This window comes from Micromonospora sp. NPDC047670 (assembly GCF_043204915.1).
GTDB lineage: Bacteria > Actinomycetota > Actinomycetes > Mycobacteriales > Micromonosporaceae > Micromonospora.
This window is the reverse complement of record NZ_JBIDDA010000004.1, coordinates 320,523-340,812: the sequence shown is the minus strand read 5'-3', so window position 1 is coordinate 340,812 and position 20,290 is coordinate 320,523. Positions and strand designations below refer to the sequence as shown.

Annotated in this window: 18 protein-coding genes; 6 read left to right on the top strand and 12 right to left on the bottom strand. The window is 72.6% G+C overall.

Going from position 1 to position 20,290, the window contains the following annotated elements:
- Positions 1 to 109: 109 nt before the first annotated feature.
- Complete coding sequence (locus ACGF7U_RS12735; protein ID WP_393105862.1) at positions 110 to 2,938, top strand: ATP-binding protein; 2,829 nt, start codon at positions 110 to 112, stop codon at positions 2,936 to 2,938.
- Between the two features lie 116 nt (positions 2,939 to 3,054).
- Here ACGF7U_RS12735 and ACGF7U_RS12730 read toward each other — a convergent pair whose 3' ends face one another.
- Positions 3,055 to 4,716, bottom strand: coding sequence for a glycoside hydrolase family 10 protein (locus ACGF7U_RS12730; RefSeq protein ID WP_393105860.1), 1,662 nt, complete (start codon positions 4,714 to 4,716; stop codon positions 3,055 to 3,057).
- A 327-nt stretch (positions 4,717 to 5,043) separates the two neighbouring features.
- On the opposite strand from ACGF7U_RS12730, the gene ACGF7U_RS12725 reads away from it, so the two are divergent.
- On the top strand, positions 5,044 to 6,543 hold the full coding sequence (locus ACGF7U_RS12725; RefSeq protein ID WP_393105858.1) for an amino acid permease: 1,500 nt from the start codon (positions 5,044 to 5,046) through the stop codon (positions 6,541 to 6,543).
- Between the two features lie 133 nt (positions 6,544 to 6,676).
- Here the strand turns inward: ACGF7U_RS12725 and ACGF7U_RS12720 are convergent, their stop codons facing one another.
- Genes ACGF7U_RS12720 through ACGF7U_RS12700 form a run of 5 tightly spaced genes read right to left on the bottom strand, consistent with a single transcriptional unit; the run spans position 6,677 to position 12,464 of the window.
- Positions 6,677 to 7,693, bottom strand: a complete 1,017-nt coding sequence (locus tag ACGF7U_RS12720) for a glycoside hydrolase family 43 protein (RefSeq protein ID WP_393105856.1) — start codon at positions 7,691 to 7,693, stop codon at positions 6,677 to 6,679.
- A complete protein-coding gene (locus ACGF7U_RS12715) occupies positions 7,690 to 8,580 on the bottom strand; it encodes a carbohydrate ABC transporter permease (protein WP_393105853.1) in 891 nt (296 codons plus the stop codon). Before ACGF7U_RS12715 ends, ACGF7U_RS12720 begins: the two co-directional genes overlap by 4 nt.
- A gap of 10 nt (positions 8,581 to 8,590) precedes the next feature.
- Positions 8,591 to 9,556, bottom strand: coding sequence for a carbohydrate ABC transporter permease (locus ACGF7U_RS12710; RefSeq protein ID WP_393105851.1), 966 nt, complete (start codon positions 9,554 to 9,556; stop codon positions 8,591 to 8,593).
- Between the two features lie 6 nt (positions 9,557 to 9,562).
- A complete protein-coding gene (locus ACGF7U_RS12705; RefSeq protein ID WP_393105849.1) occupies positions 9,563 to 10,891 on the bottom strand; it encodes an ABC transporter substrate-binding protein in 1,329 nt (442 codons plus the stop codon).
- 58 nt (positions 10,892 to 10,949) lie between these two features.
- On the bottom strand, positions 10,950 to 12,464 hold the full coding sequence (locus tag ACGF7U_RS12700) for an alpha-N-arabinofuranosidase (protein WP_393105847.1): 1,515 nt from the start codon (positions 12,462 to 12,464) through the stop codon (positions 10,950 to 10,952).
- Between the two features lie 138 nt (positions 12,465 to 12,602).
- Here ACGF7U_RS12700 and ACGF7U_RS12695 point away from each other — a divergent pair, with 138 nt between their 5' ends.
- A complete protein-coding gene (locus tag ACGF7U_RS12695; protein WP_393105845.1) occupies positions 12,603 to 13,610 on the top strand; it encodes a LacI family DNA-binding transcriptional regulator in 1,008 nt (335 codons plus the stop codon).
- Between the two features lie 128 nt (positions 13,611 to 13,738).
- Here the strand turns inward: ACGF7U_RS12695 and ACGF7U_RS12690 are convergent, their stop codons facing one another.
- From ACGF7U_RS12690 to ACGF7U_RS12680, 3 genes are all read right to left on the bottom strand, one after another.
- Complete coding sequence (locus ACGF7U_RS12690; RefSeq protein WP_393105843.1) at positions 13,739 to 14,464, bottom strand: methyltransferase domain-containing protein; 726 nt, start codon at positions 14,462 to 14,464, stop codon at positions 13,739 to 13,741.
- 102 nt (positions 14,465 to 14,566) lie between these two features.
- A complete protein-coding gene (locus ACGF7U_RS12685; protein ID WP_393105842.1) occupies positions 14,567 to 14,881 on the bottom strand; it encodes a hypothetical protein in 315 nt (104 codons plus the stop codon).
- A 38-nt stretch (positions 14,882 to 14,919) separates the two neighbouring features.
- A complete protein-coding gene (locus ACGF7U_RS12680; protein ID WP_393105840.1) occupies positions 14,920 to 16,557 on the bottom strand; it encodes an ABC-F family ATP-binding cassette domain-containing protein in 1,638 nt (545 codons plus the stop codon).
- Positions 16,558 to 16,774: 217 nt separating this feature from the next.
- Here ACGF7U_RS12680 and ACGF7U_RS12675 point away from each other — a divergent pair, with 217 nt between their 5' ends.
- The 3 genes from ACGF7U_RS12675 (at position 16,775) to ACGF7U_RS12665 (ending at position 18,518) form a co-directional block, all read left to right on the top strand.
- On the top strand, positions 16,775 to 17,545 hold the full coding sequence (locus ACGF7U_RS12675; protein ID WP_393105838.1) for an ROK family protein: 771 nt from the start codon (positions 16,775 to 16,777) through the stop codon (positions 17,543 to 17,545).
- A gap of 101 nt (positions 17,546 to 17,646) precedes the next feature.
- A complete protein-coding gene (locus ACGF7U_RS12670) occupies positions 17,647 to 18,015 on the top strand; it encodes a tetratricopeptide repeat protein (protein ID WP_393105835.1) in 369 nt (122 codons plus the stop codon).
- Positions 18,016 to 18,263: 248 nt separating this feature from the next.
- Positions 18,264 to 18,518, top strand: a complete 255-nt coding sequence (locus tag ACGF7U_RS12665) for a Smr/MutS family protein (RefSeq protein WP_013736060.1) — start codon at positions 18,264 to 18,266, stop codon at positions 18,516 to 18,518.
- Between the two features lie 57 nt (positions 18,519 to 18,575).
- On the opposite strand, the gene ACGF7U_RS12660 is transcribed toward ACGF7U_RS12665, so the two are convergent.
- Genes ACGF7U_RS12660 through ACGF7U_RS12650 form a run of 3 tightly spaced genes read right to left on the bottom strand, consistent with a single transcriptional unit; the run spans position 18,576 to position 20,213 of the window.
- Entirely contained in the window at positions 18,576 to 19,817 is a 1,242-nt protein-coding gene (locus ACGF7U_RS12660; protein WP_393105834.1) for a tyrosine-type recombinase/integrase, read from the bottom strand.
- A gap of 1 nt (position 19,818) precedes the next feature.
- Complete coding sequence (locus ACGF7U_RS12655) at positions 19,819 to 20,013, bottom strand: helix-turn-helix domain-containing protein (RefSeq protein ID WP_393105832.1); 195 nt, start codon at positions 20,011 to 20,013, stop codon at positions 19,819 to 19,821.
- Positions 20,010 to 20,213 carry a hypothetical protein gene (locus tag ACGF7U_RS12650; RefSeq protein WP_393105830.1) on the bottom strand — a complete coding sequence of 68 codons (204 nt, stop codon included), beginning with the start codon at positions 20,211 to 20,213 and terminating at the stop codon, positions 20,010 to 20,012. Before ACGF7U_RS12650 ends, ACGF7U_RS12655 begins: the two co-directional genes overlap by 4 nt.
- Positions 20,214 to 20,290: the final 77 nt, after the last annotated feature.

The following is a 20,290-nucleotide window of genomic DNA, read 5'->3' as shown; positions in this document are numbered from 1 at the left end:
CCGAGGTCGCCGGGCACCTTCGAGTCCGAACCCGGCCGGGCCGTTCTCACGATGCGTGACGGTCGGGTATCAGGCAGCATGAGTCGACGTCACGGGGGAGGTCCCACGCATGTCGCCACGGATCCACCTCCCGAGCGGGTGGGTGACCTTCGTGTTCACCGACATCGAGGGCTCGACCCGGCTGGCGCAGATGCTCGGCCCGGACTACCGGCCGGTGCTGCGGGAGCACCGCCGCCTGCTGCGCCGGACGATAGCCGCCACCGAGGGCGCGGAGCTGTTGACCGAGGGCGACTCGTTCTTCCTCGCCTTCGGCGACGCGACCGCCGCCCTGACCGCGTGCCTGACCGCGCAGCGGGCCCTGGCCAGCCACGACTGGCCCACGCCGGACGCCGTGCCCCGGGTCCGGATGGGCCTGCACACCGGCCGGGCCGAGCCGCGTGACGGCGAGTACGCCAGCCCCGAGGTGCACCGGGCGGCCCGGGTCGCCGCCGCCGCGCACGGCGGGCAGGTGCTCTGCTCGGCGTCGACCGCCCGGCACGCCGACCCGCTGCCGGCCGGCGCGTCCCTGCTGGACCTGGGCCTGCACCGGCTGCGTGGCTTCGACGACCGGGAGCGTCTCTTCCAACTGGTCGCCCCCGGCCTGGAGCGGCAGTTCCCGCGGCCGCGTACCGCCGACGCGATCGCGCACAACCTGCCCACCCAGGTCACCTCGTTCGTCGGCCGGCAGGCCGAGCGTGCCGAGCTGCGCCGGCTGGTGGAGGCGCACCGGCTGGTCACCGTGCTCGGCGCGGGCGGCGCCGGCAAGACCCGGCTCGCCGTGGAGCTCGCCGCCGACCTGGTGGAGGCGTACCCGGACGGCGTCTGGTTCGTCGACATCGCCGCGGTCACCGACCCGGGTCTGGTGGCGTTCGCCGTCGCCGCCGTGCTCGGCCTGCGCCCCGAGCCCGGCCGCCCGATGGTCGAGACCCTGGTGGAGTACGCGGCCGCGCGCCGGATGCTGGTCGTCCTGGACACCTGCGACGCCCAGCCCGCCGCCTCCGCCGACGTGATCTCCCGGCTGCTCGCCGGCGGGGTGGGCGTGCAGGTGCTCGCCACCAGCCGGGAGTCGTTCGGCCTGCCCGGCGAGGTGGTCTGGCGGATCCCGCCGCTGTCGGTCGACCCGCCGGTGGACGGGGCGGAGAGCGACGCGGTCGCGCTGCTGCTGGACCGGACGGCGGCGGCCCGGGGCGGCCGGCAGCCGGATCCGGCCGAGTCGGCCGACCTGCGCCGGGTGGTACGGCGGTTGGACGGGCTGCCGCTCGCCATCGAGCTGGCGGCGGCCCGGCTGCGGGTGCTCTCGGTCGGTCAGCTCGCCGAGCGCCTCGACGACGTGCTGGGCACGCTGGACGCGGGCCGGGCGGACCTGGAGCCGCCGCCGGTGGAGCGGGGCTGGTCGGGCAACCAGCAGGACACGGTGGACCTGGTCGCCGCGGCCGTCGGGGTGTCGCCGCCGACCCCGGCGACCCGGGCGGTGCAGCGGTCCGCCACCGAACGGCACCTCACCATGCAGGCCACGGTCACCTGGTCGTACCGGACGCTGGGGCCGCGCGCCGCCCGGTTGCTGCGCTGGCTGGCGGTCTTCGCCGGCCCGGTGGACCTGGCGGCGGTGGAGTGGCTGCTCGGCACCGATCCGCTCGACCCGCTCTCCGTGCTGGTCGACAAGTCGATGGTGCTGGCCGAGCCGCACGCCTCGGGCAGCACCTACCGGATGCTGGACCCGATCCGGGCGTACGCGGCCCGGCGGCTGGCGGAGGCGGGGGAGGAGCAGGCCGCCCGGGACCGGCACGTGGCCTGGTCGGCGCACGCGCTGGAGCGGGCGCACCTCGGCCCGGACGGGCGGCCGGTCACGCTCTCGCTCTACGCCCTGGACCCGCTCGCCGGCGAGCTGCGCGCCGCGCTGCGCTGGTGCGCGACCGGTGGCAGCGCCCGGGCCGGGCTGCGGCTGGCCGGTGGCCTGGACCAGTGGTGGCGGGAGCGGGGCCTGGCCCGGGAGGGGCGGCTCTGGCTGTTCCGGCTGTACGGCCGGATCGCCGAGACCGGGGAGCGGATCCCGGAGGCCGAGCTGGCGGCGGCGTACCACATGCACTCGCTGCACGCCGGCGCGGACGGCGAGTTCGCCGAGGAGCTGCGTTTCTCCCAGCGGGCGGAGGCGGCGGCCCGGCAGGCCGGCGACGCGGCCCTGCTCGCCCGGGTGCTCGCGGGGCGGGCGGCCCCGCTGGTCGACATGGGACAGTTCGCGGAGGCCGAGCGGGTCTGCCGGGAGGTCATCGACTGGGCGCACGACGAGGACGTGGTGGGCGACGCGCTGTTCGCCGTGTTCAGCCTGGCCGAGCTGCTCTGGCGGCGGGGTGCCCTGGACGAGGCCGCCGAGTTGTTGGGCGCGGCCCGCCCGGTGGAGGCGGCCCGCCCGGTCGAGCGGGGGCGGCGCTCGGTCGACATGCTGCTCGGGATGGTGGCCCTGGCCCGCGGCGACCTGATCGCCGCGCACGAGCACCTCCAGGTGGCGCTCCGCTCCCGGATGAGCCACGGCTTCCACGGCCGGGCCTGCGACACGCTGCACGCGCTCGCGGTGCGCTGCGCCGCCGGTGGCGACGGGTTGACGGCCGCCCGGCTCTTCGGCGCGGCGGGCGCGATCCGGGCCAGCATGCGGTGCACCCCGGGCATCTACGGGGCGTACTGGGCGCAGCGGCAGGGGGAGCTGCGCAGGGCGCTGGGCGACGCGGCCTTCGACGCCGCGTACGGCGAGGGGGCGGAGCTGGGGCTGGAGGAGGCGGCGGCCCTGGCGCTCGGCGTCGAGCACCCGGACCTGGCGGCGGATTCGACCCGGTTCGGCGGGGACCCGGCCCGCCCGGCCCCGCGCCGGCCGGTCACGCCGGACCGCCACACCGAGCACGCCTGACCCGGTTTCGATCGATGGCCGCGCGCGGAGCTGCGGGGGAGTCGACGATTGGTCACAGGCGTGGAAACAGACGGATGCCCCGGGTGCCAGCGGCACCCGGGGCATCCGGTGGGACGTCAGCGGACGAACGCCGGCGGGCTGGCCGGGCTCTCGTTCGCGAGCCGGTCGAGCGCGGTCACGTAGTAGGTGTACCGCTTGCCGGCCTCGGCCGTGGTGTCCACCCAGGACTGGGTCCGGTTGTCGGCGTCGGCGCGGACCGTGTCGACCAGGTGCGCCGCGTCGGCGAAGTCGCACCGGCCGGCCAGGCCGACCCCGTCGAAGCGGTAGATCGCGTACGACGTGGCGGTGCCGAGCGGGCCCGCGCCGTCGGCCGGCTGGAGCCAGTTCAGCCGGACCCCGTCGTCCTGCCGCGCGGCCTTGGTGACCACCGGCATGAGCAGCGGCTTCGACGGCAGGTGCGGCATGGTCGGGATCAACGCCGGCCGCGAGTAGTGCTCGGCGGCGTAGATGTCGGTCGCGCCGAGCCGGTTGGCCCGGACCTGCACGGCCGAAAAGTGGACGTTGCCCAGCACCTCGGGGTGCGCCCGGTTGAGCGTCAGGTGGTCGGACAGCTCGCGCGGGTTCATCCAGAACGAGCCGTAGACCGGGTCACCGCTCTTGTAGTCGGCCTGCCCGATGTAGAGCTGCACCCGGGTGCCCTTGACCACGTCCGCCCACCACGGGACCAGCCGGGCGTAGTCGGCGGCCGGGTACTGGCCGATGTACCAGTAGAGCTGCGGCACGATGTAGTCGATCCACTCCTCCTTGACCCACTTGCGGGTGTCGGCGGAGATGATGTCGTACGACTGGCTGCCGGTGGTGTCCGAGCCCAGCGGGTCGACCGACTGGTTGCGCCAGATGCCGAACGGGCTGACGCCGAACTTCACCCACGGCTTCTCGGCCTTGATCTTGGCGTTCATCTCCTGGATCAGCAGGTTGATGTTGTCCCGCCGCCAGTCGGCCTTGTTGGTGAAGCCCCGGTTGTGCGCCGCGAAGGTGGCGTCGTCGGGCACCTGGTGGGTGCCGCTCGGGTAGGGGTAGAAGTAGTCGTCGAAGTGCACGCCGTCGACGTCGTACCGCTTGACCGCGTCCATCATCGCGGTCTGGACGAACTCGCGGACCTCGGGGACGCCGGGGTTGTAGTAGAGCCGGCTGCCGGCGACGCCGGCCGGCGGGTACGCGAAGGTCCACTCCGGGTGCTCCCGCGCCGGGTGGTTGGGCGCCAGCTTGCTGATGTCGGCGCCGGCGCCGCCCGGGGCGGGCATGGAGATGCGGTACGGGTTGAACCAGGCGTGGAACTCCAGGTTCCGCTCGTGGGCCTCGGCGACCAGGAAGGCCAGCGGGTCCCAGCCCGGGTTCTCGCCCCGGACCCCGGTCAGGTACTCCGACCAGGGCTCGTGCGGCGACGGCCAGAACGCGTCGGCGGTCGGCCGGACCTGGACGACCACGGCGTTGTGGTTGAGCCGCTCGGCGAGGTCGAGCAGCGAGCGGTATTCGGCCTTCTGCGTGGCGATGCGGTCGGGTGCGGTCTGGGACGCCTTGGTCGGCCAGTCGATGTTGACGACCGAGGAGATCCACATGGCCCGGAACTGCCGCTTCGGCGTGGCCGGGTCGGTGACGCAGGTGGTGGTGGAGGCGGTGGTGGCCGCGTCGGGCGCCGCGTTCGCGGGGGTGGCGGCGACGAGTGCGCCGAGCAGTGCGGCGGCCAGCCCGGCGGCTCCGAGCCGAGTTGCCTTCATGCGGTGTGTCCCTTCGTTGGGGCTCCCGTGTCAGGGGTTCATCGCGGCGCTACCGGCAAGATTCGCCGTCGACTATCTGCCGCTTGGTAGGAAATTTTCACACCTCACGGGTCCGGCGCAAGGGTCTGCGCCGGATCGGTCCGTCCGTCGGGTTCGGCTCCGCCGTGTGGCCGGGCTCACCCGCGCCGACAGTGATCATGCGCACACGCCGGGTCATGACCCTAATGGGCCGAGAAGTGGCGGTTGGGGAGGGTACGCCCTGGGTAGCATCGCCGGTCACCGGCCGCCGCGGGGGCGGTCCGGGCGGTGGGGAGGGGTGAGCGCGCGGTGTCCATGCTGCGTACCAAGCCGATCAAGGACGTGATGGCCCAGGGCGCGGCGGACGGCGCCGACGGCGGTCCCGGCCTGAGGCGGCGACTCGGCGCGCGCGACCTCACCGGCTTCGGCATCGGCATCGTGATCGGCACCGGCATCTTCACCCTCACCGGCATCGAGGCCCGGGACAGCGCCGGGCCGGGCGTGGTGATCTCGTTCGGCATCGCCGGCCTGGTAGCCCTGCTCGCCGCCCTCTGCTACGCCGAACTGGCGTCCAGCGTGCCGACCGCCGGCAGCGCCTACACCTACGCGTACGCGACCATGGGCGAGATCGCCGCCTGGATCATCGGCTGGGACCTGCTGCTGGAGTTCGCCCTCGGCGCGGCGGTGGTGGCCCGCGGCTGGTCCGGCTACCTCGCCGAGCTCGTCGGCCTGCCCACCGCCTGGTTCGGCGAGGAGGGCAGCGTCGTCAACGTCGGCGCCATCGGCATCGTGCTGCTGCTCGGCGTCGTGGCGATCGTCGGCATCCGCGAGTCCGCCCGGGTCACCAACCTGCTGGTGCTGGTCAAGGTCGCCATCTGCGTCTTCATCGTGATCGCGGGCCTGTTCCTCGTGAAGGCGGCGAACCTCACCCCGTTCATCCCGCCGGCGCAGCCCGCCGACGGCGGCGAGGACGGCATCAAGCAGCCCGTCACGCAGGCCCTCTTCGGCCTGGAGCCCTCGGTCTTCGGCTTCGTCGGGGTGCTCAGCGCCGCCGCGGTGGTCTTCTTCGCGTACACCGGCTTCGAGGCGGTGGCCAACCTCGGCGAGGAGACGAAGCGGCCCCGCCGGGACCTCACCCTCGGCCTGCTCGGCACGCTGCTGATCTCCACCGTGCTGTACGTCGGCGTCTCGCTGGTCGTGGTGGGCATGGTGCCGTACCACGAGATCGATCGGAGCGCCCCCATCGCGGCGGCGTTCGAGGCGGCCGGCGCGGACTGGGCCGGCGTCCTGGTCTCCATCGCCGCCGTCGCCGGCCTGACCAGCGTGATCCTCGTCGACCTGGTGGCCATGGGCCGAATCGGCTTCGCCATCAGCCGGGACGGGCTGATCCCGCCGTCGATCGCCAGGGTGCACCCGCGCTGGGGCACCCCGTACCGGATCTCGGCGGTCATGACGGTGGCGGTCGCGCTGCTCGCGGGGTTCCTGCCGCTGTCGGCGCTGGCCGATCTGGTCAGCATCGGCACGCTCGCGGCGTTCGTGCTGGTCTCGGCCGCGGTGCCGATCCTGCGGCGCAGGCGGCCGGACCTGGACCGGCCGTTCCGGGTGCCGTTCTCCCCGGTGCTGCCGATCGTGTCGGCGCTGGCCTGCCTCTACCTGATGCTCAACCTGTCGGTGGAGACCTGGCTGCGGTTCGGCGCGTGGATGCTGCTCGGCGTGCTGATCTACTTCGGCTACGGCTACCGGAAGAACCGTCTCGCCCAGCGTTCCCCGTCCGTCGAGGAGCGCGCTGCCGAGCCTGCATCCGTCTGATCCCGGGGCGGGCTCCCCGGAACCCCGGTGGTCGCCGGCCGCGACCCGGCCCGGCTTCGTTCCCGTGTACGCGACGACGCGGCACCCGTCGGCGGGTGCCGCGTCGTCGCCTGCGGCTCGGTGGAACTGCGGGTCAGGGGCGGGGCTGGGGCTTCCCCGTCGGGCCCTTGACCACCGGCCTGCCGTCGGTCCAGACGACCTCGTCGAGCCAGACCTGGCGGCCCGGGTCGACGGTGCCCTCCTGGCCGGGCGGCCAGGCGTGGTAGAGCAGCCAGGTACGCCCGTCCTTGACCACCATCGAGGCGTGCCCCGGCCCGGAGGCCACCTCGTTGGTCCTCAGGATCGGGTTCTCCGGGGCCTTCACGCACGGCCCGGTCGGCGACTCGCAGACCGCGTAGCCCTCGGCGTACTCGGCCCGGTCGTAGGCGTTGGCGGCGAAGAACAGGAACAGCTTCCCGTCGTGCCGGTGGAAGAACGGCCCCTCGACGAGGGCGCCCTCCCACGGCTCCGTCTGCTTCAGCAGCTTCGTCGGCTCGCCGACCAGACGCAGCCCGTCGTCCGAGAGGCGCTGCGACCAGATCCAGGTGTCCACCCCGATGGCGTTGCCGTCGTTCTTCCAGAGCAGCCAGAGGCTGCCGTCGGTGTCCCGGAAGGGGCTGGCGTCGATCGCCCCGCCCAGTTCCGCCTGGCAGATCAGCGGGGCGGTCGAGTCGTCCCGGTACGGCCCCTGCGGGGCGTCGGCGACCGCCCGGCCGACGCACTGCCGCCCGGACTCCCGCCCCGCGACGGTGTAGTAGAGCAGGAACCGGTCCGGGGCCAGCTCGATCACCTCCGGCGCCCAGTTCTTCCCGGCCTCCGCCCACGCCGGCAACTCCGGCAGCGCGTCGCCGACCGGCGTCCAGTCGACCAGGTCTGGGGAGGTGAGCACCGGGACGTTGCGGCCACCGGCGTTGGTGTGGAAGAGATACCAGGTGTCGCCGACCCGGATGGCCTGCGGGTCGGGCGCGTCGGTGCGTACGACCGGGTTGGTGAACATGCTCGCGTCGTCTCCCGTGCTCGAAGGGTCTTCGTCGCCACCGCAACCGGCGGCGAGCAGCGCGGCGGCGAGCACCGCCGCCGCGCCTCGTCGCCGGGGCGTCCCGGCCGTCATCCCTTCAGGCCGCTGCGGGAGACGCCCTGGATGATGTGCCGCTGGGCGAGCACGAAGAGGATCAGCACCGGCACGCTGGCCAGTACCGCCCCCGCCATGATCACCGGGTAGTCGGTGACGTAGGAGCCCTGGAGCAGACCCAGACCCGGCGGCAGGGTGAGCGTCTCCGGGCTGAACAGCACGAAGATCGGCCAGAGGAAGTCGTTCCAGTTGGTCAGGAACGACAGCACCGCGAGGGTGGCCAGCGCCGGCCTGGACAGCGGCAGCACCACCTTCCAGAAGATCTGCCACTGGTTGGCGCCGTCCAGCACCGCGGCCTCCTCCAGCTCCCGGGGCAGGGAGAGGAAGAACTGCCGCAGGAAGAACACCCCGAACGCGCTCGCCGCACCGGGGACGATCACCACGGCCAGGGTGTCGATCCAGTTCAGCTCGTCGACGATCAGGAAGTTCGGGATGATCAGCGAGGTCGGCGGGATGAACAGCGTCCCGACGATCAGCGCGAAGAGCACCCCGCGGCCGCGGAACCGCATCCGCGCCAGGGCGTACGCGGCCATCGAGGCGGTCGCCAGCACCAGCAGCGCGTGCGCCGTGGCGGCCAGCATGCTGTTGGTGAACCATCGCAGCACGGGGTTGGCCGAGTTGTTCAGGATCTGCTCGTAGCCGTACCCGGAGATCGGGTCCGGCAGCCAGGTCGGCGGGATCTGCTGGGCCCCGGTGTAGGTCTTCAGCGAGGTGATGACCATCCACACCAACGGCATCAGGAAGACCAGGGAGAGGGCGACCAGGGTGGCGTAGAGCGCGGTCCGGCGCAGCCCGGTGGCCGGGCCGCGGCCGGCGGCCGGTGCGCCGGCGCGGGTCGGCGCGGGGGTGCGCGTGGGCGTCGTCATGGCGGTCCCCTCAGTCTTCCCGGTAGCGGAAGAGGCGGAAGTTGGCGATGCTCACCACCGCCAGCATCAGGGCGAACACGATGCTCATCGCGGCGGCGCGGCCGGCGTCGTTGTCCCGCAGCCCCTCCTCGACGATGAACCAGACCACCGTGCGGGTCTCCGTGCCCGGCGCGCCCTGGGTGATCAGGAACGACTGTCCGAACACGTTCGCCGAGGCGAGCACGGTCGTGGTGATCACGAACAGCAGCACCGGACGCAGCCCGGGGAGCGTGACGTGCCGGAACCGTTCCCAGGCGGTCGCGCCGTCCACCTTGGCCGCCTCGTACAGCTCCTGCGGGATGTCCTGGAGCCCGGCCAGGTAGATCACGGCGTTGAAGCCGGACGTCCACCAGACGGTCACCCCGACCAGCGACACCCAGGCCCACGGCACGTCCGTCACCCACGGGGTGTCGGCCGGCAGCCCGACCATGCCGGCGAGTCGGTTCACCAGGCCCAGGTTGGCGTCGAGCAGGAAGCGCCAGAGCAGGCCGATCACCGCCACACCCAGCACGTACGGCGCGAAGTAGATCGCCCGGAAGAAGGTCCGGCCGGGGAACGAGCGGTTCAGCAGCAGCGCCAGCCCGAGCGGGACGACCACCAGCAGCGGCACCGAGAAGACGGTGAAGATCGCCGTCGCCCGGACGCTCTGCCACCAGTCGCCGTAGACGGCCGAGTCGCTGGAGAACAGCTCCTGGTAGTTGTCCAGCCCGACGAAGGGCCGGTTGGGCAACTGGAAGTCCCACTGGTGCACGCTGAGCCAGAGCCCGAGCAGGATCGGCAGCAGGCCGAAGACCCCGAACAGGACCAGGTACGGGGCCAGGAAGAGGTACGGCGTCAGCCGCCCCGTCCGGCCCGCCGAGGTGCCCCGGCGGGCAGCGCCGGCCGCCGGGGGCGGCGCGTCACCGCGCGCCGCCCCGACCTCGATCACGTCCGCCACGGGAACTCAGCTCCCGTACTTCTTGCGGTTGTCCTCCAGCTGCTTGTTGGCCTTGGCCACTCCGTCGTCCAGCGCCTGCTTCGGCGACTTCTTGCCCAGCGCCGCCTCGTTGAACGAGTTGTAGAACGTCGTCATGACCTCGCCGAGGCCGGGGGTCGCCGGCGGGAAGGCGGCGTACTCCAGCTCCGGGGCGAGCGCGTTGACCTCGGCCAGCGCCTTGAACTCGGCGCTCTCCCGGACCGTCTTGCGGGCCGGCACCTGGCCGCCCTTGGCCCAGTCCAGCGAGTGCTGGCTGAGCCAGTTGATGAAGACCTTCGCCGCCGAGACCTTGTTGGCGTCGTTGGCCCGCTGCTTGACGATCGTGAAGTTGTGCGAGTTGGCCCAGGCGGCCGGCTGGCTGCCGATCTGCGGCAGCGGCGCGACGCCCCACTGGACCTCCGGGCTCTTCTTCAGGTCGTTGACCTGCCAGATGCCGTTCCAGTTGAAGGCGTTCTTGCCGCTCTTGAAAGCCAGGTAGTCGGCGTCCTGGCCGACGTTGGCCGGGGAGTGGCCCTGCTTGATCAGGTCGGTCAGCCAGGTGCACGCCTCGACGGCCTGGTCCGAGTTGAAGGTGGCCTTGGTGGCCTCGGCGTCGAACACGCTGCCGCCCCACTGGTGCAGCAGGGAGTAGAAGGTCATGCCGCCGGTGAACTGGAACGGGCTGACCCAGAAGCCCTGCACGCCGGACTTCTTCAGCTCGGTCAGCGCGGCGGTGTACTCGTCCTTCGTCGTCGGCGGCTTGTTCGGGTCGAGCCCGGCCTTCTGCATGACCCCCTTGTTGTAGTAGAAGCCGAGGGGGTGCATGTCCAGCGGGATGCCGTACCGCTTGGAGTTGTAGAGCCCGCCCTTCCAGACGGTGGGGGCGAAGTCGCCCTCGGAGAGCTCCAGGGCCTTGGCCACGTCGTCCAGCTCCGTGATCACGCCGCGGGCGGCGAAGGTGGCGAGCTGGTCCATGTGCATGACCGCGATGTCCGGGCCGCTGCCGCTGGAGGCGGCGCCGGGGAGCTTGTTGTAGTAGTCCTCCCACTGGTACGTGGCGATCGAGACGGCGATGTTCTGGTGCTCGGTGTTGAACTGGTTCACCAGCGCCTTGAAGATGTCACCGTCGCCGCCGGTGAACCCGTTCCACAGCTTCAGGTCCACCTTCGGGCCGGTGTAGTCCTTGCCGCCGTTGCCGGCCGCCGGGCCCGAGCTGTCGTCGTCGCCGCCGCAACCGGCCAGGGTCAGCGAGGCCGCGGCGCCGAGCCCGAGGCCGAGGCCGAGCAGGCGCCGCCGGCTCATTTCGTTCTGCATCATGCGGATTTCACTCCTTGGGGGACGGGATGAATTGTGCCTGCCCAGGGCCGGTGCGGTGTCAGCCACCGACGGGGGAGAAGCGCAGCACGTTCCAGGAGACGGCCGGCAGGCGCACGGAGCACCGGCCGCCGTCGGTGGTGGGGGTGGGCAACTGCCGGGGCGTCACCCGGTCGGGCTCGGCCTCGGTGTTAGTCGCCGTCGGGTCGTCCCCGGCGGCGAGGCTCAGGTGGGATTGGCCGGACAGTCCTGCCAGGCCGCGCAGGTCGAGCCCCAGCGCCAGGTCGTCCGAGCCCCGGTTGACCGCGAAGACCGTCAGCTCGCCCGTCTCCTCGTCGTGCACGGCGACCGTGTCGAGCACCGGGACCTCGCCGTACCTCTTCGTCTCGTAGCTCGGGCCGACCGGCTCCGTGCGCAGCACCGTGCCCCGGGCGTGCCGGGCGGTCAGCGCGAACGGGTGGAAGATGCTCTGCCGCCAGGCCGGCCCGCCGGTGCGGGTGCGGATCGGGGCGATCACGTTGGCGAGCTGCGCCTGGCAGGCCACGCCGACCCGGTCGGCGTGCCGGAGCAGGGTGATCAGCAGGTCGCCCACCACCACCGCGTCGACGGCGGTGAAGTCGTCCTCGATCAGCGCCGGGGCCTCCACCCAGCCGCGCCGGTCCAGGTCGGCCTTCAGCCGGGACTCGTACCAGACGTTCCACTCGTCGAAGGAGACCTTGAGCTTGCGCCTGTCCCGCCGCTTCGCCGCCACGTGGTCGGCCGTGGCGACCACGTCCCGGATGAAGTTGTCCATGTCGACGGCGGAGGCCAGGATGCTGGCCTGGTCGCCGTCGGACGGGTCGTAGTAGGTGTGCGCGGAGATGTAGTCGACGTGCTCGTAGGTGTGCTCCAGGACGGTCGCCTCCCAGGAGGCGAACGTGGGCATCCGCCGGTTGGAGCTGCCGCAGGCGACCAGGCTGATCGAGGGGTCGATCATCTTCATGGCGCGGGCGGTCTCGGCGGCCAGCCGACCGTACTCGTCGGCGGTCTTGTGGCCGACCTGCCACGGGCCGTCCAACTCGTTGCCCAGGCACCAGAGCCGCACCCCGTACGGCTCCTCGGCACCGTGCTTGCGGCGCAGGTCGGACAGTTGGGTCCCGCCCGGGTGGTTGGTGTATTCGAGCAGGTCGCAGGCCTCCTGCACGCCCCGGGTGCCGAGGTTGACGGCCATCATCGGCTCCACCCCGGCCGTGGCGGCCCAGGTCATGAACTCGTCCAGCCCGAAGGCGTTGGTCTCGATCGTCTTCCAGGCCAGGTCGAGGCGGCGGGGACGGTCGCCGACCGGGCCGACGCCGTCCTCCCAGCGATAGCCGGAGACGAAGTTGCCGCCGGGGTAGCGGACGACCGACACGCCCAGCTCCCGGGTCAGCTCCAGCACGTCCCGGCGCAGCCCGCGCGGATCCGCGCTCGGGTGCCCGGGCTCGTAGATCCCGCCGTAGACGCAGCGGCCCATGTGCTCGACGAACGAGCCGAAGAGTCGCCGGTCGGCCGGTCCGATCGCGAAGGCCGGGTCGATCGTGAGCTGCGCGGTCCGCAAGGGGGTGCCACCTTTCCTCGTCACCGGTCACCGAGTGACCGTGGTCACCCGGTGTCCCTGGTTTCTACAACGTTGTAAGCAACGTTGTAAAGACCTGGCCACGCGGTAAAGTGCGCAGTCGTGGCGGGAGGTGGCGCGGTGCGACACAGACTCAAGGACGTGGCGGAGCGGGCCGGCGTCTCGGTCAAGACCGTCTCCAACGTGGTCAACGGCTACGCGCACGTCCGCCCCGACACCCGGGCCCGGGTCGAGGAGGCCATCGCCGAGCTGAACTACCGGCCCAACCTCTCCGCGCGCAACCTGCGCAAGGGGCGCACCGGCGTGATCGCGCTGGCCGTGCCCGAGCTGGACATCCCCTACTTCGCCGAGCTGGCCCGGCACGTCGTCACGGCCGCGGCCGAGCTGGGCTGGACGGTGCTCATCGACCAGACCGGTGGCGGCCACGAGCAGGAGCGGGTGGTCGCCTCCGGCATCACCGAGCACCTCATCGACGGGTTGATCTTCAGCCCGTTGGCGCTCACCGCGGAGGACCTGACCGGGCTCGACGGCACCCCGATGGTGCTGCTCGGCGAGCGGGTCGACCACGGCCCCGCCGACCACGTCGGCATCGACAACGTGGGCGCCGCCCGGGAACTCACCGCCCACCTGCTCGGGCTCGGCCGCCGTCGGATCGCCGCCGTCGGCTCGCAGCGCACCCCGGAGGGGGCCAGCGCCCGGCTCCGGCTCGCCGGCTACACCGCCGCGCTCGCCGACGCCGGCATCGCCTACGACGAGCGGCTGGTGGCGCCCGCGTCGGCCTGGCACCGCGCGGACGGCGCCGCCGCGATGCGCGCGCTGCTGGCCTCCGGCGTACGCCCCGACGCGGTCTTCTGCTTCAACGACACCCTCGCCCTGGGTGCCCTGCGCGCCCTGCACGAGGCGGGCCTGCGGGTCCCCGAGGACGTCGCGGTGGCCGGCTTCGACGACATCGAGGACGGCCGCTTCTCCGTGCCGACGCTGAGCACCATCGCCCCCGACAAGGAACGCATCGCCCGGCTGGCCGTGGAACTGCTGGCCGGCCGCATCGACGGCGACCGCGCCGCGCCGCCCCGGGAACTCTCCGCCCCCTGGCGCCTGACGCCCCGCGAGAGCACCCTGGGTCGCTGACGCCCGCCGGCTCCGCAGCGTCACCGGCCCGCGGACGTGCGCGCCCCGGACGCCCGGCTGCGCCGAGGAGCGTCACCGGCCGGGCGCACGCGCGCGCCCGGCCGCGCGTTTTCGCCAGGTGGGACGGGTCAGTCGAAGAAGCGGGCCAGGTGGGCGGGGGTGGGGCCGTCCGCGTCCGGGGCGAGCGGGGTGAGGTCGGCGAAGATCGAGGCCCCGTCGCAGCCGACGTGCAGCGGGTACCAGCGCGGGGTGCCCGGCGGGCGCTGGAGGCAGATCCCCTTGACCGTCTGCACGTCGAGCAGCCGGACATGGGTGGGGTCGGCGACCGCGTTCACGTGCCGCCACCACGGGCTCATCACGTGCAGCACGCCGCCCGGCCGGAGCACCCGGTGGCACTCGTCGACCAGCGGCAGGAAGTCGACCAGGTGCTCCAGGATGTGCACCGCGAAGAGCACGTCCACCGAGTCGTCGGCCAGCGGCAGCGAGCCGGAGAGGTCCGCCACGGCGTCCACCCCGGGGGCGGGGAAGATGTCCAGCCCCAGGTTGCCCGGCCACTGCTTGGTGGCGCCGCAGCCCAGGTCGACCACCACCGGGTCGCGCCCGGCGACGCGTACCCGGCACCAGACGCCGAACACCCCGGCGAGCCGGCCCACCCGGTCCCGGACCAGGCGCAGGTCGGACTGCTCGGCGACCTCGCCGCTCAGGTGGGCGACCCCCCGGTCGAAGCGCACCTCCACCGCGAGGTCGCGTAGCCGGTCGTCGTGCCGGGCCTCGTCGGCCCACGCCTCGGCGAGGAATACGTCGATCGCCCGCAGCCGCTCGGCCGAGGGCGGGGTCTGTGCCAGCGCGACCATCCGGGCCCACCTCCCGCGGGCCGATACCCGGATCTGCGCCCGGTATGCCCCGCGCCGTACCGCGAGCCGGCTCCGCCCGTCCCGGGTGGCCCGGGACGGCGGTCAGCCGCTGATCGTCCGCCGGGGGCGACCGCCGCGCATCCGCTGCCGGGGCGGCGGGGCGGCCGGCTTGGGCCGCTTGAGGTGGTAGCGGTGCAGCTCGTTGTTGCCGGGCAGGGACGGATCCTCGCTCATCGCGACCAACTCCCAGCCCTGGTCACCGGCCCGGTTCAGGTGGGCCAGCGCGGTGTCGCCGTAGGGCGTCACGTCGACCATGGAGCCGTCCGGGCCGTACCAGACGAAGACGACCTCCCAGCCGATGTCGTTGGTGGCCGCCTGGCGGCGGCGGACCAGCAGCGCGTACTCCCACTTGAGCATGGAGTCATTGTCACCCGCCGCGAGCGGGTCGGCACGGATCAATCCTCGGCGATCCGTCCGGCGTCGACGCGCAGCCGCCGGTTGGTCGCCACCGCGTCGAGCATCCGCCGGTCGTGGGTGACCAGCAGCAGCGTGCCCGGGTAGCTCGCCAGGGCCGACTCCAGCTGCTCGATGGCCGGCAGGTCCAGGTGGTTCGTCGGCTCGTCCAGCACCAGCAGGTTCACCCCGCGTCCCTGGAGCAGCGCGAGCGCGGCCCGGGTCCGCTCGCCCGGCGACAGGGTCGCCGCCGGCCGCAGCACGTGCGCCGCGCGCAGGCCGAACTTGGCCAGCAGCGTCCGCGCGTCCGCCGGCGGCAGGTCCGGCACGGCGGCGCGGAACGCGTCGATCAGGGGCACGTCGCCGAGGAAGAGCCCGCGGGCCTGGTCCACCTCGCCGACCACCACGCCCGGGCCGAGCGCGGCGTGCCCCTCGTCGAGCGGAAGCCGGCCCAGCAGGGCGGCGAGCAGGGTGGACTTGCCGGAGCCGTTCGCCCCGGTCACCGCCACCCGGTCCGCCCAGTCGACCTGGAGGGTCACCGGGCCGAGGGTGAAGCCGCCCCGGCGTACGACTGCGTTCCGCAGCGAGGCCACGACGGCGCCGGCGCGGGGCGCGGCGGCGATCTCCATCCGCAGCTCCCACTCCTTGCGCGGCTCCTCGACCACCTCCAGGCGCTCGATCAGCCGCTCGGTCTGCTTGGCCTTGGCCGCCTGCTTCTCGGTCGCCTCGGCGCGGAACTTGCGGCCGATCTTGTCGTTGTCGGTGGCCTTGCGGCGGGCGTTCTTGACGCCCTTCTCCATCCAGGCCCGCTGGGTGCGGGCGCGCGCCTCCAGCGCCGACCGGGTGTCGGCGTACTCCTCGTACTCCTCGCGGGCGTGCCGGCGGGCCACCTCGCGCTCCTCCAGGTAGCCCGCGTAGCCGCCGCCGTAGTGCCGGACCTGCTGCTGGTGCAGGTCCAGCTCCAGCACCCGGGTCACCGTGCGGGCGAGGAACTCGCGGTCGTGGCTGACCAGCACCGTGCCGGCGCGCAACCCGGTGACGAACTCCTCCAGCCGCGCCAGCCCGGCCAGGTCCAGGTCGTTGGTCGGCTCGTCGAGGAGGAAGACGTCGTAGCGGCTGAGCAGCAGCGAGGCCAGCCCGGCCCGGGCCGCCTGGCCGCCGGAGAGCGCGGTCATCGGGTGGTCCAGGTCGACCGTGAGACCCAGTTCGGCGGCGACCTGCTCGGCGCGCTCCTCCAGGTCCGCCCCGCCCAGGCCGAGCCAGCGCTCCAACGCGTCGGCGTAGTCGTCGTCCGCGCCGGGCCTGCCGTCGGTGAGCGCGGTGGTCGCCGCGTCGAGGGCGGCCTGCGCGGCGGTGACCCCGGTGCGCCGGGCCAGGAAGTCCCGGACGGTCTCGCCGGCGCGTCGCTCGGGCTCCTGCGGCAGGTGCCCGACGCTCGCCGTGGGCGGGCTGAGCGCGATGCTCCCGGCCTCCACCGGCAGCATCCCGGCGAGGGTACGCAGCAGCGTCGACTTGCCGGCGCCGTTCGGCCCGACCAGCCCCACCACGTCCCCGGGCGCGACCACCAGGTCCAGCCCGGCGAACAGCGCCCGGTCCCCGTGCCCCGCGGCCAGCCCCTTGACGATCATCGTCGCGCTCATCAACCCCCGACCCTATCCCGCCCCCGCCCCCACGCCCCCGCCGCGCCACCGCCCCGCTCCCGCCGCGCCCACGCCCCGGCTCCCGTCGCGATCTTGCGCTTCGTGACCGGCGAAGCGGGTCGGAAGCCGCGAGTCGGCGGCCGCAGGTGCAAGATCGACGACGCGGGTTCCGGGAGGTACCGAACAGGGGCCGGGAGGCAGGCGGCACACTGCTCGGGTGGTGACCACTCTGGCGATCGACTGTGGCGGCGGCGGGATCAAGGCGTCGGTGCTGGACGAGGCGGGCACGATGCGCGCCCGGCCGCTGCGAGTGCCCACGCCGTACCCGCTGCCGCCGGAGCTGTTCGTGAAGACGCTGCTCGGCCTGGCTGGCCGGCTGCCCGCGGCGGACCGGCTGACCGTGGGCCTGCCGGGGATGATCCGGCACGGCGTCGTGGTCGCCACCCCGCACTACGTGACTCGCTCCGGCCCCCGCTCGAAGGTCGACCCGGGCCTGGTCGCCCAGTGGTCCGGGTACGACGCGCGGACCGCGCTCGCCGAGGCGTTCGGGGCGCCGGCCCTGGTGCTCAACGACGCCGAGGTGCACGGCGCCGGGGTGGTCGCCGGGACCGGCTGCGAGCTGGTGCTGACCCTCGGCACCGGGCTGGGCAGCGCGCTCTTCGACGGCGGCGTGCTCGCCCCGCACCTGGAGCTGTCCCACGCCCCGGTGCGCTGGGGCACCACCTACGACACGTACGTGGGCGAGCCCGAGCGGCGCCGGCTCGGGGACGCGTTCTGGTCCCGCCGGATCCGGCAGGTCGTGGACGGGCTGCGTCCCGTGTTCCGCTGGGACCGGCTCTACCTGGGCGGCGGCAACTCGCGGCTGGTCCGCCCCGAGCAGCTCGCCCGGATGGGCGACGACGTGGTGGTGGTGCCCAACACCGCCGGGATCATCGGCGGCGTACGCGCCTGGGAGCTGGTCGCCGGCCGGCACGGCGCCTCCACCTGACCCCCACTTCCGCGGCGTCGCGGCCGGGGAACAGTCGCGGTACGCCGGGTGTTGTGCCAGCGTCGGGAGAAGTGGCGGCGCGACACGAGGGGGTGGGTCGAATGGATCTTCTGGCCGAGTACCGGCGAGCGACCATGTTCTTCGAGGCCGGTGACCCGACCGGAGCGGCCCGGCTGCTCGAACCGATCGTCGAGGCGGAGCCCGGCAACGCCTCGGTGCGGCAGCTGCTGGCCCGGGCGTACTTCCAGTCGGCCCAGCTCAAGCGGGCCGAGGAGCAGCTGCGGGAACTGGTCGACCGGGACCCCAGCGACCACTACGCCCACCACGTGCTGGGCCGGACGCTGGAGCGGCTGAACCGGCACGTCGACGCGCTGCGGCACCTGCGCATCGCGGCGGCGATGCACAGCGGCAACGACGACTACCGCACCGCCCTGGACCGGGTGCAGAGCCGGGTCGCGGGCGGTCGCTGACGGCGGACGGCCCGCCGCCGGCCGGGGGCTGACCGTGGTCAGGCCCCCCGAGGGTGTGGGCGCACGGACGGGGCGGCTCGACAGGGCCGCCCCGTCCCGTCTGCGCCGGCGCGGCGGAGCCGCCCTGGTCGCACCCACCCCGCCCGCCACGACCGCATCCACCCCGCCCGCCGCGGCCGCACCCCGCCCGCCGCGGCGGCGCGGCCTACCATCGGTGTCATGGGACCTGACCTGCCGGCGGGTGCGGCGTGAAGCTGAAGCTGGACCTGCACGACATCTTCAACAAGGGCCACGACATCGACCGGGCCCTGCGCGGGATCATGGACGAGGCGGTGGCGAAGAAGGCCACCCTGGTCGAGATCATCCCCGGCAAGGGTTCCGGTCAGCTCAAGAAGCGGGTGCTGCGCTTCCTCGACCAGAAGGACGTCAAGCAGCTCTACCACCGCGTCGAGAAGGACTCGAAGAACTTCGGCCGCCTCTTCGTGCACTTCCGCTGGAAATAGGGAAGGCATAGGCCATGACCTGCACTTCCACCCGCCTACCGGCCCTCTCAAGCATGATCATGCCGTCTCCAGGCCGTCAGCGGCTTTCGGGCCGTCGTCGGCCCCCTGGTCCTCGCCGAGCGCCTTGTCGATGGCCCGCCGGGTGCGGTCCTCGCTCGCCGGCAGCAGGTGTGTGTAGGTCCGGAGGGTAAAGCCGGGGTCGGCGTGTCCCAGGTACGCCGACAGGGCTTTGATGCTCTCCCCGGCGTCCAGGAGCACCGAGGCGTAGGTATGCCGGAGGACGTGCATCCCGTTGTGCCGGTCGTCCGGGATGCCCGTTGCCCGAATGGCGGGCTTCCAGACGCCAGAGTTGAACATCGACCGGCTCAACGCAGTGCCGGCGGGTGTCGTCAGGTACAGCTTGACGGTGCGCGGCTCGCCGGTCAGTGTCGCCCACGGCAGTGTCACCGCAACGGGCGGGCAGTTCTGCGAGTGTTGTCTCAGCCTGCCGGCTACCGAGTTCGGCAACGGGACCTCGCGGGACTTGCCACCCTTTGGCGGCGCGAAGATCAGGGAACCGCGAACGAGTTTGATCTGCCGAGTGACGTGCAGGGTCGGGCGGGACGAGTCGATATCCTCGGGACTCACCGCGAAGATTTCCCCTTGCCGTAGACCGCAGCCCGCGCCCAAGTCGACAGCTATCCGGTACCGAGGCCGCACGTTCTCCCTAAAGGCGATCAAGCGGGTGACCGGCCACGGCACCACCTTGGTTGGGGCGGGCTTCGGCCGGCGGATGCTCTTGACCGCGAACGGATTGCTTACGATCTTCCGGTCATCAACCGCCGCGTTGAAAATCATCGACACGTCCGTGAAGAGGACTCGGCGGTAGCCCACCGATAACCCGGACTCCTGTATCCGGCGTGCCCATTCCCGGATGGTGGCTGGCTGAATCGAGGCCATCGGCTTCTGACCGAACACAGGGTAGACGTGCAGCCGAAGTTCGTACTCAATCCTGTCTCGCGTCAGGATGTCCGTTGTCGCGGCGGCGAGCCATTCGTCGGCGTACTGCTTGAAGGTGACGCGTCCGGCGTCCGGGTCGATGTAAGAGCCTTTGAGGATGTCGGCCTGGACTTGGGCGAGGAACGCTTGTGCCTCGCGCTTCTTCTTGTCGGGGAACGACTTTGATTTCTCTTTGCCGTCCGGGGCGATGTACCGCACACGGTAACGCATTCCCTGGCCGCAGTCGGGTTTGGGTACTTGCCGTGACTTGCCGTCCGGCCCGGTGACGGTGTCGTACCAGCGGTCAACGATGTGTGCCATGTCAGGCCGCCTTCGACTGGTCCGCGAACCAGGCACGCACCGATTCGGGGTCGTAACGAAGGTGGCGGCCCACGCGGGCGGCGGGTGGGCCGTATTTGCGTTTGCGCCATTGGTAGAGGGTCTGCACCGGAACGCGGAGGTAGGCGGAGACGTCTTCGATTTCCCAGAGGGGTTCTGGGGTGACGGCTGGGGTCATTCGGGTTCCTTCCGAGTGATGGTGATGTAGACGCGGCTCTCGCCGGCCTGACGGGCGGAATGGGTGCTCGTTCGGCAGGTGACGCGCTCGCGGCCGTAGCGAGCCGTGAGTTGCGCGGCGATGGTGGCGGCGTGGGCGGTGACGGTGGCGGTCGGGCCGATGAGCCGGACCGCGATCAGGGGGCGGGGGCGTGTGGGCATGGCTCTCCTTCCGGGGTCGGTTGTGTGGGTGTTGCGTGCGCTGTGGAGTTGTCAAGGAACAGGGATCGCGGGGCGTT

Excerpts from the sequence above, each read along its gene's own strand:
- ACGF7U_RS12650 (WP_393105830.1), bottom strand. The coding sequence starts at position 20,213 with ATGCCCACACGCCCCCGCCCCCTGATCGCGGTCCGGCTCATCGGCCCG.
- ACGF7U_RS12660 (WP_393105834.1), bottom strand. The coding sequence starts at position 19,817 with ATGGCACACATCGTTGACCGCTGGTACGACACCGTCACCGGGCCGGAC.
- ACGF7U_RS12685 (WP_393105842.1), bottom strand. The coding sequence starts at position 14,881 with ATGCTCAAGTGGGAGTACGCGCTGCTGGTCCGCCGCCGCCAGGCGGCC.
- ACGF7U_RS12670 (WP_393105835.1), top strand. The coding sequence starts at position 17,647 with ATGGATCTTCTGGCCGAGTACCGGCGAGCGACCATGTTCTTCGAGGCC.
- ACGF7U_RS12655 (WP_393105832.1), bottom strand. The coding sequence starts at position 20,013 with ATGACCCCAGCCGTCACCCCAGAACCCCTCTGGGAAATCGAAGACGTC.
- ACGF7U_RS12720 (WP_393105856.1), bottom strand. The coding sequence starts at position 7,693 with ATGACGGCCGGGACGCCCCGGCGACGAGGCGCGGCGGCGGTGCTCGCC.
- ACGF7U_RS12690 (WP_393105843.1), bottom strand. The coding sequence starts at position 14,464 with ATGGTCGCGCTGGCACAGACCCCGCCCTCGGCCGAGCGGCTGCGGGCG.
- ACGF7U_RS12735 (WP_393105862.1), top strand. The coding sequence starts at position 110 with ATGTCGCCACGGATCCACCTCCCGAGCGGGTGGGTGACCTTCGTGTTC.
- ACGF7U_RS12680 (WP_393105840.1), bottom strand. The coding sequence starts at position 16,557 with ATGAGCGCGACGATGATCGTCAAGGGGCTGGCCGCGGGGCACGGGGAC.
- ACGF7U_RS12705 (WP_393105849.1), bottom strand. The coding sequence starts at position 10,891 with ATGATGCAGAACGAAATGAGCCGGCGGCGCCTGCTCGGCCTCGGCCTC.
- ACGF7U_RS12715 (WP_393105853.1), bottom strand. The coding sequence starts at position 8,580 with ATGACGACGCCCACGCGCACCCCCGCGCCGACCCGCGCCGGCGCACCG.
- ACGF7U_RS12730 (WP_393105860.1), bottom strand. The coding sequence starts at position 4,716 with ATGAAGGCAACTCGGCTCGGAGCCGCCGGGCTGGCCGCCGCACTGCTC.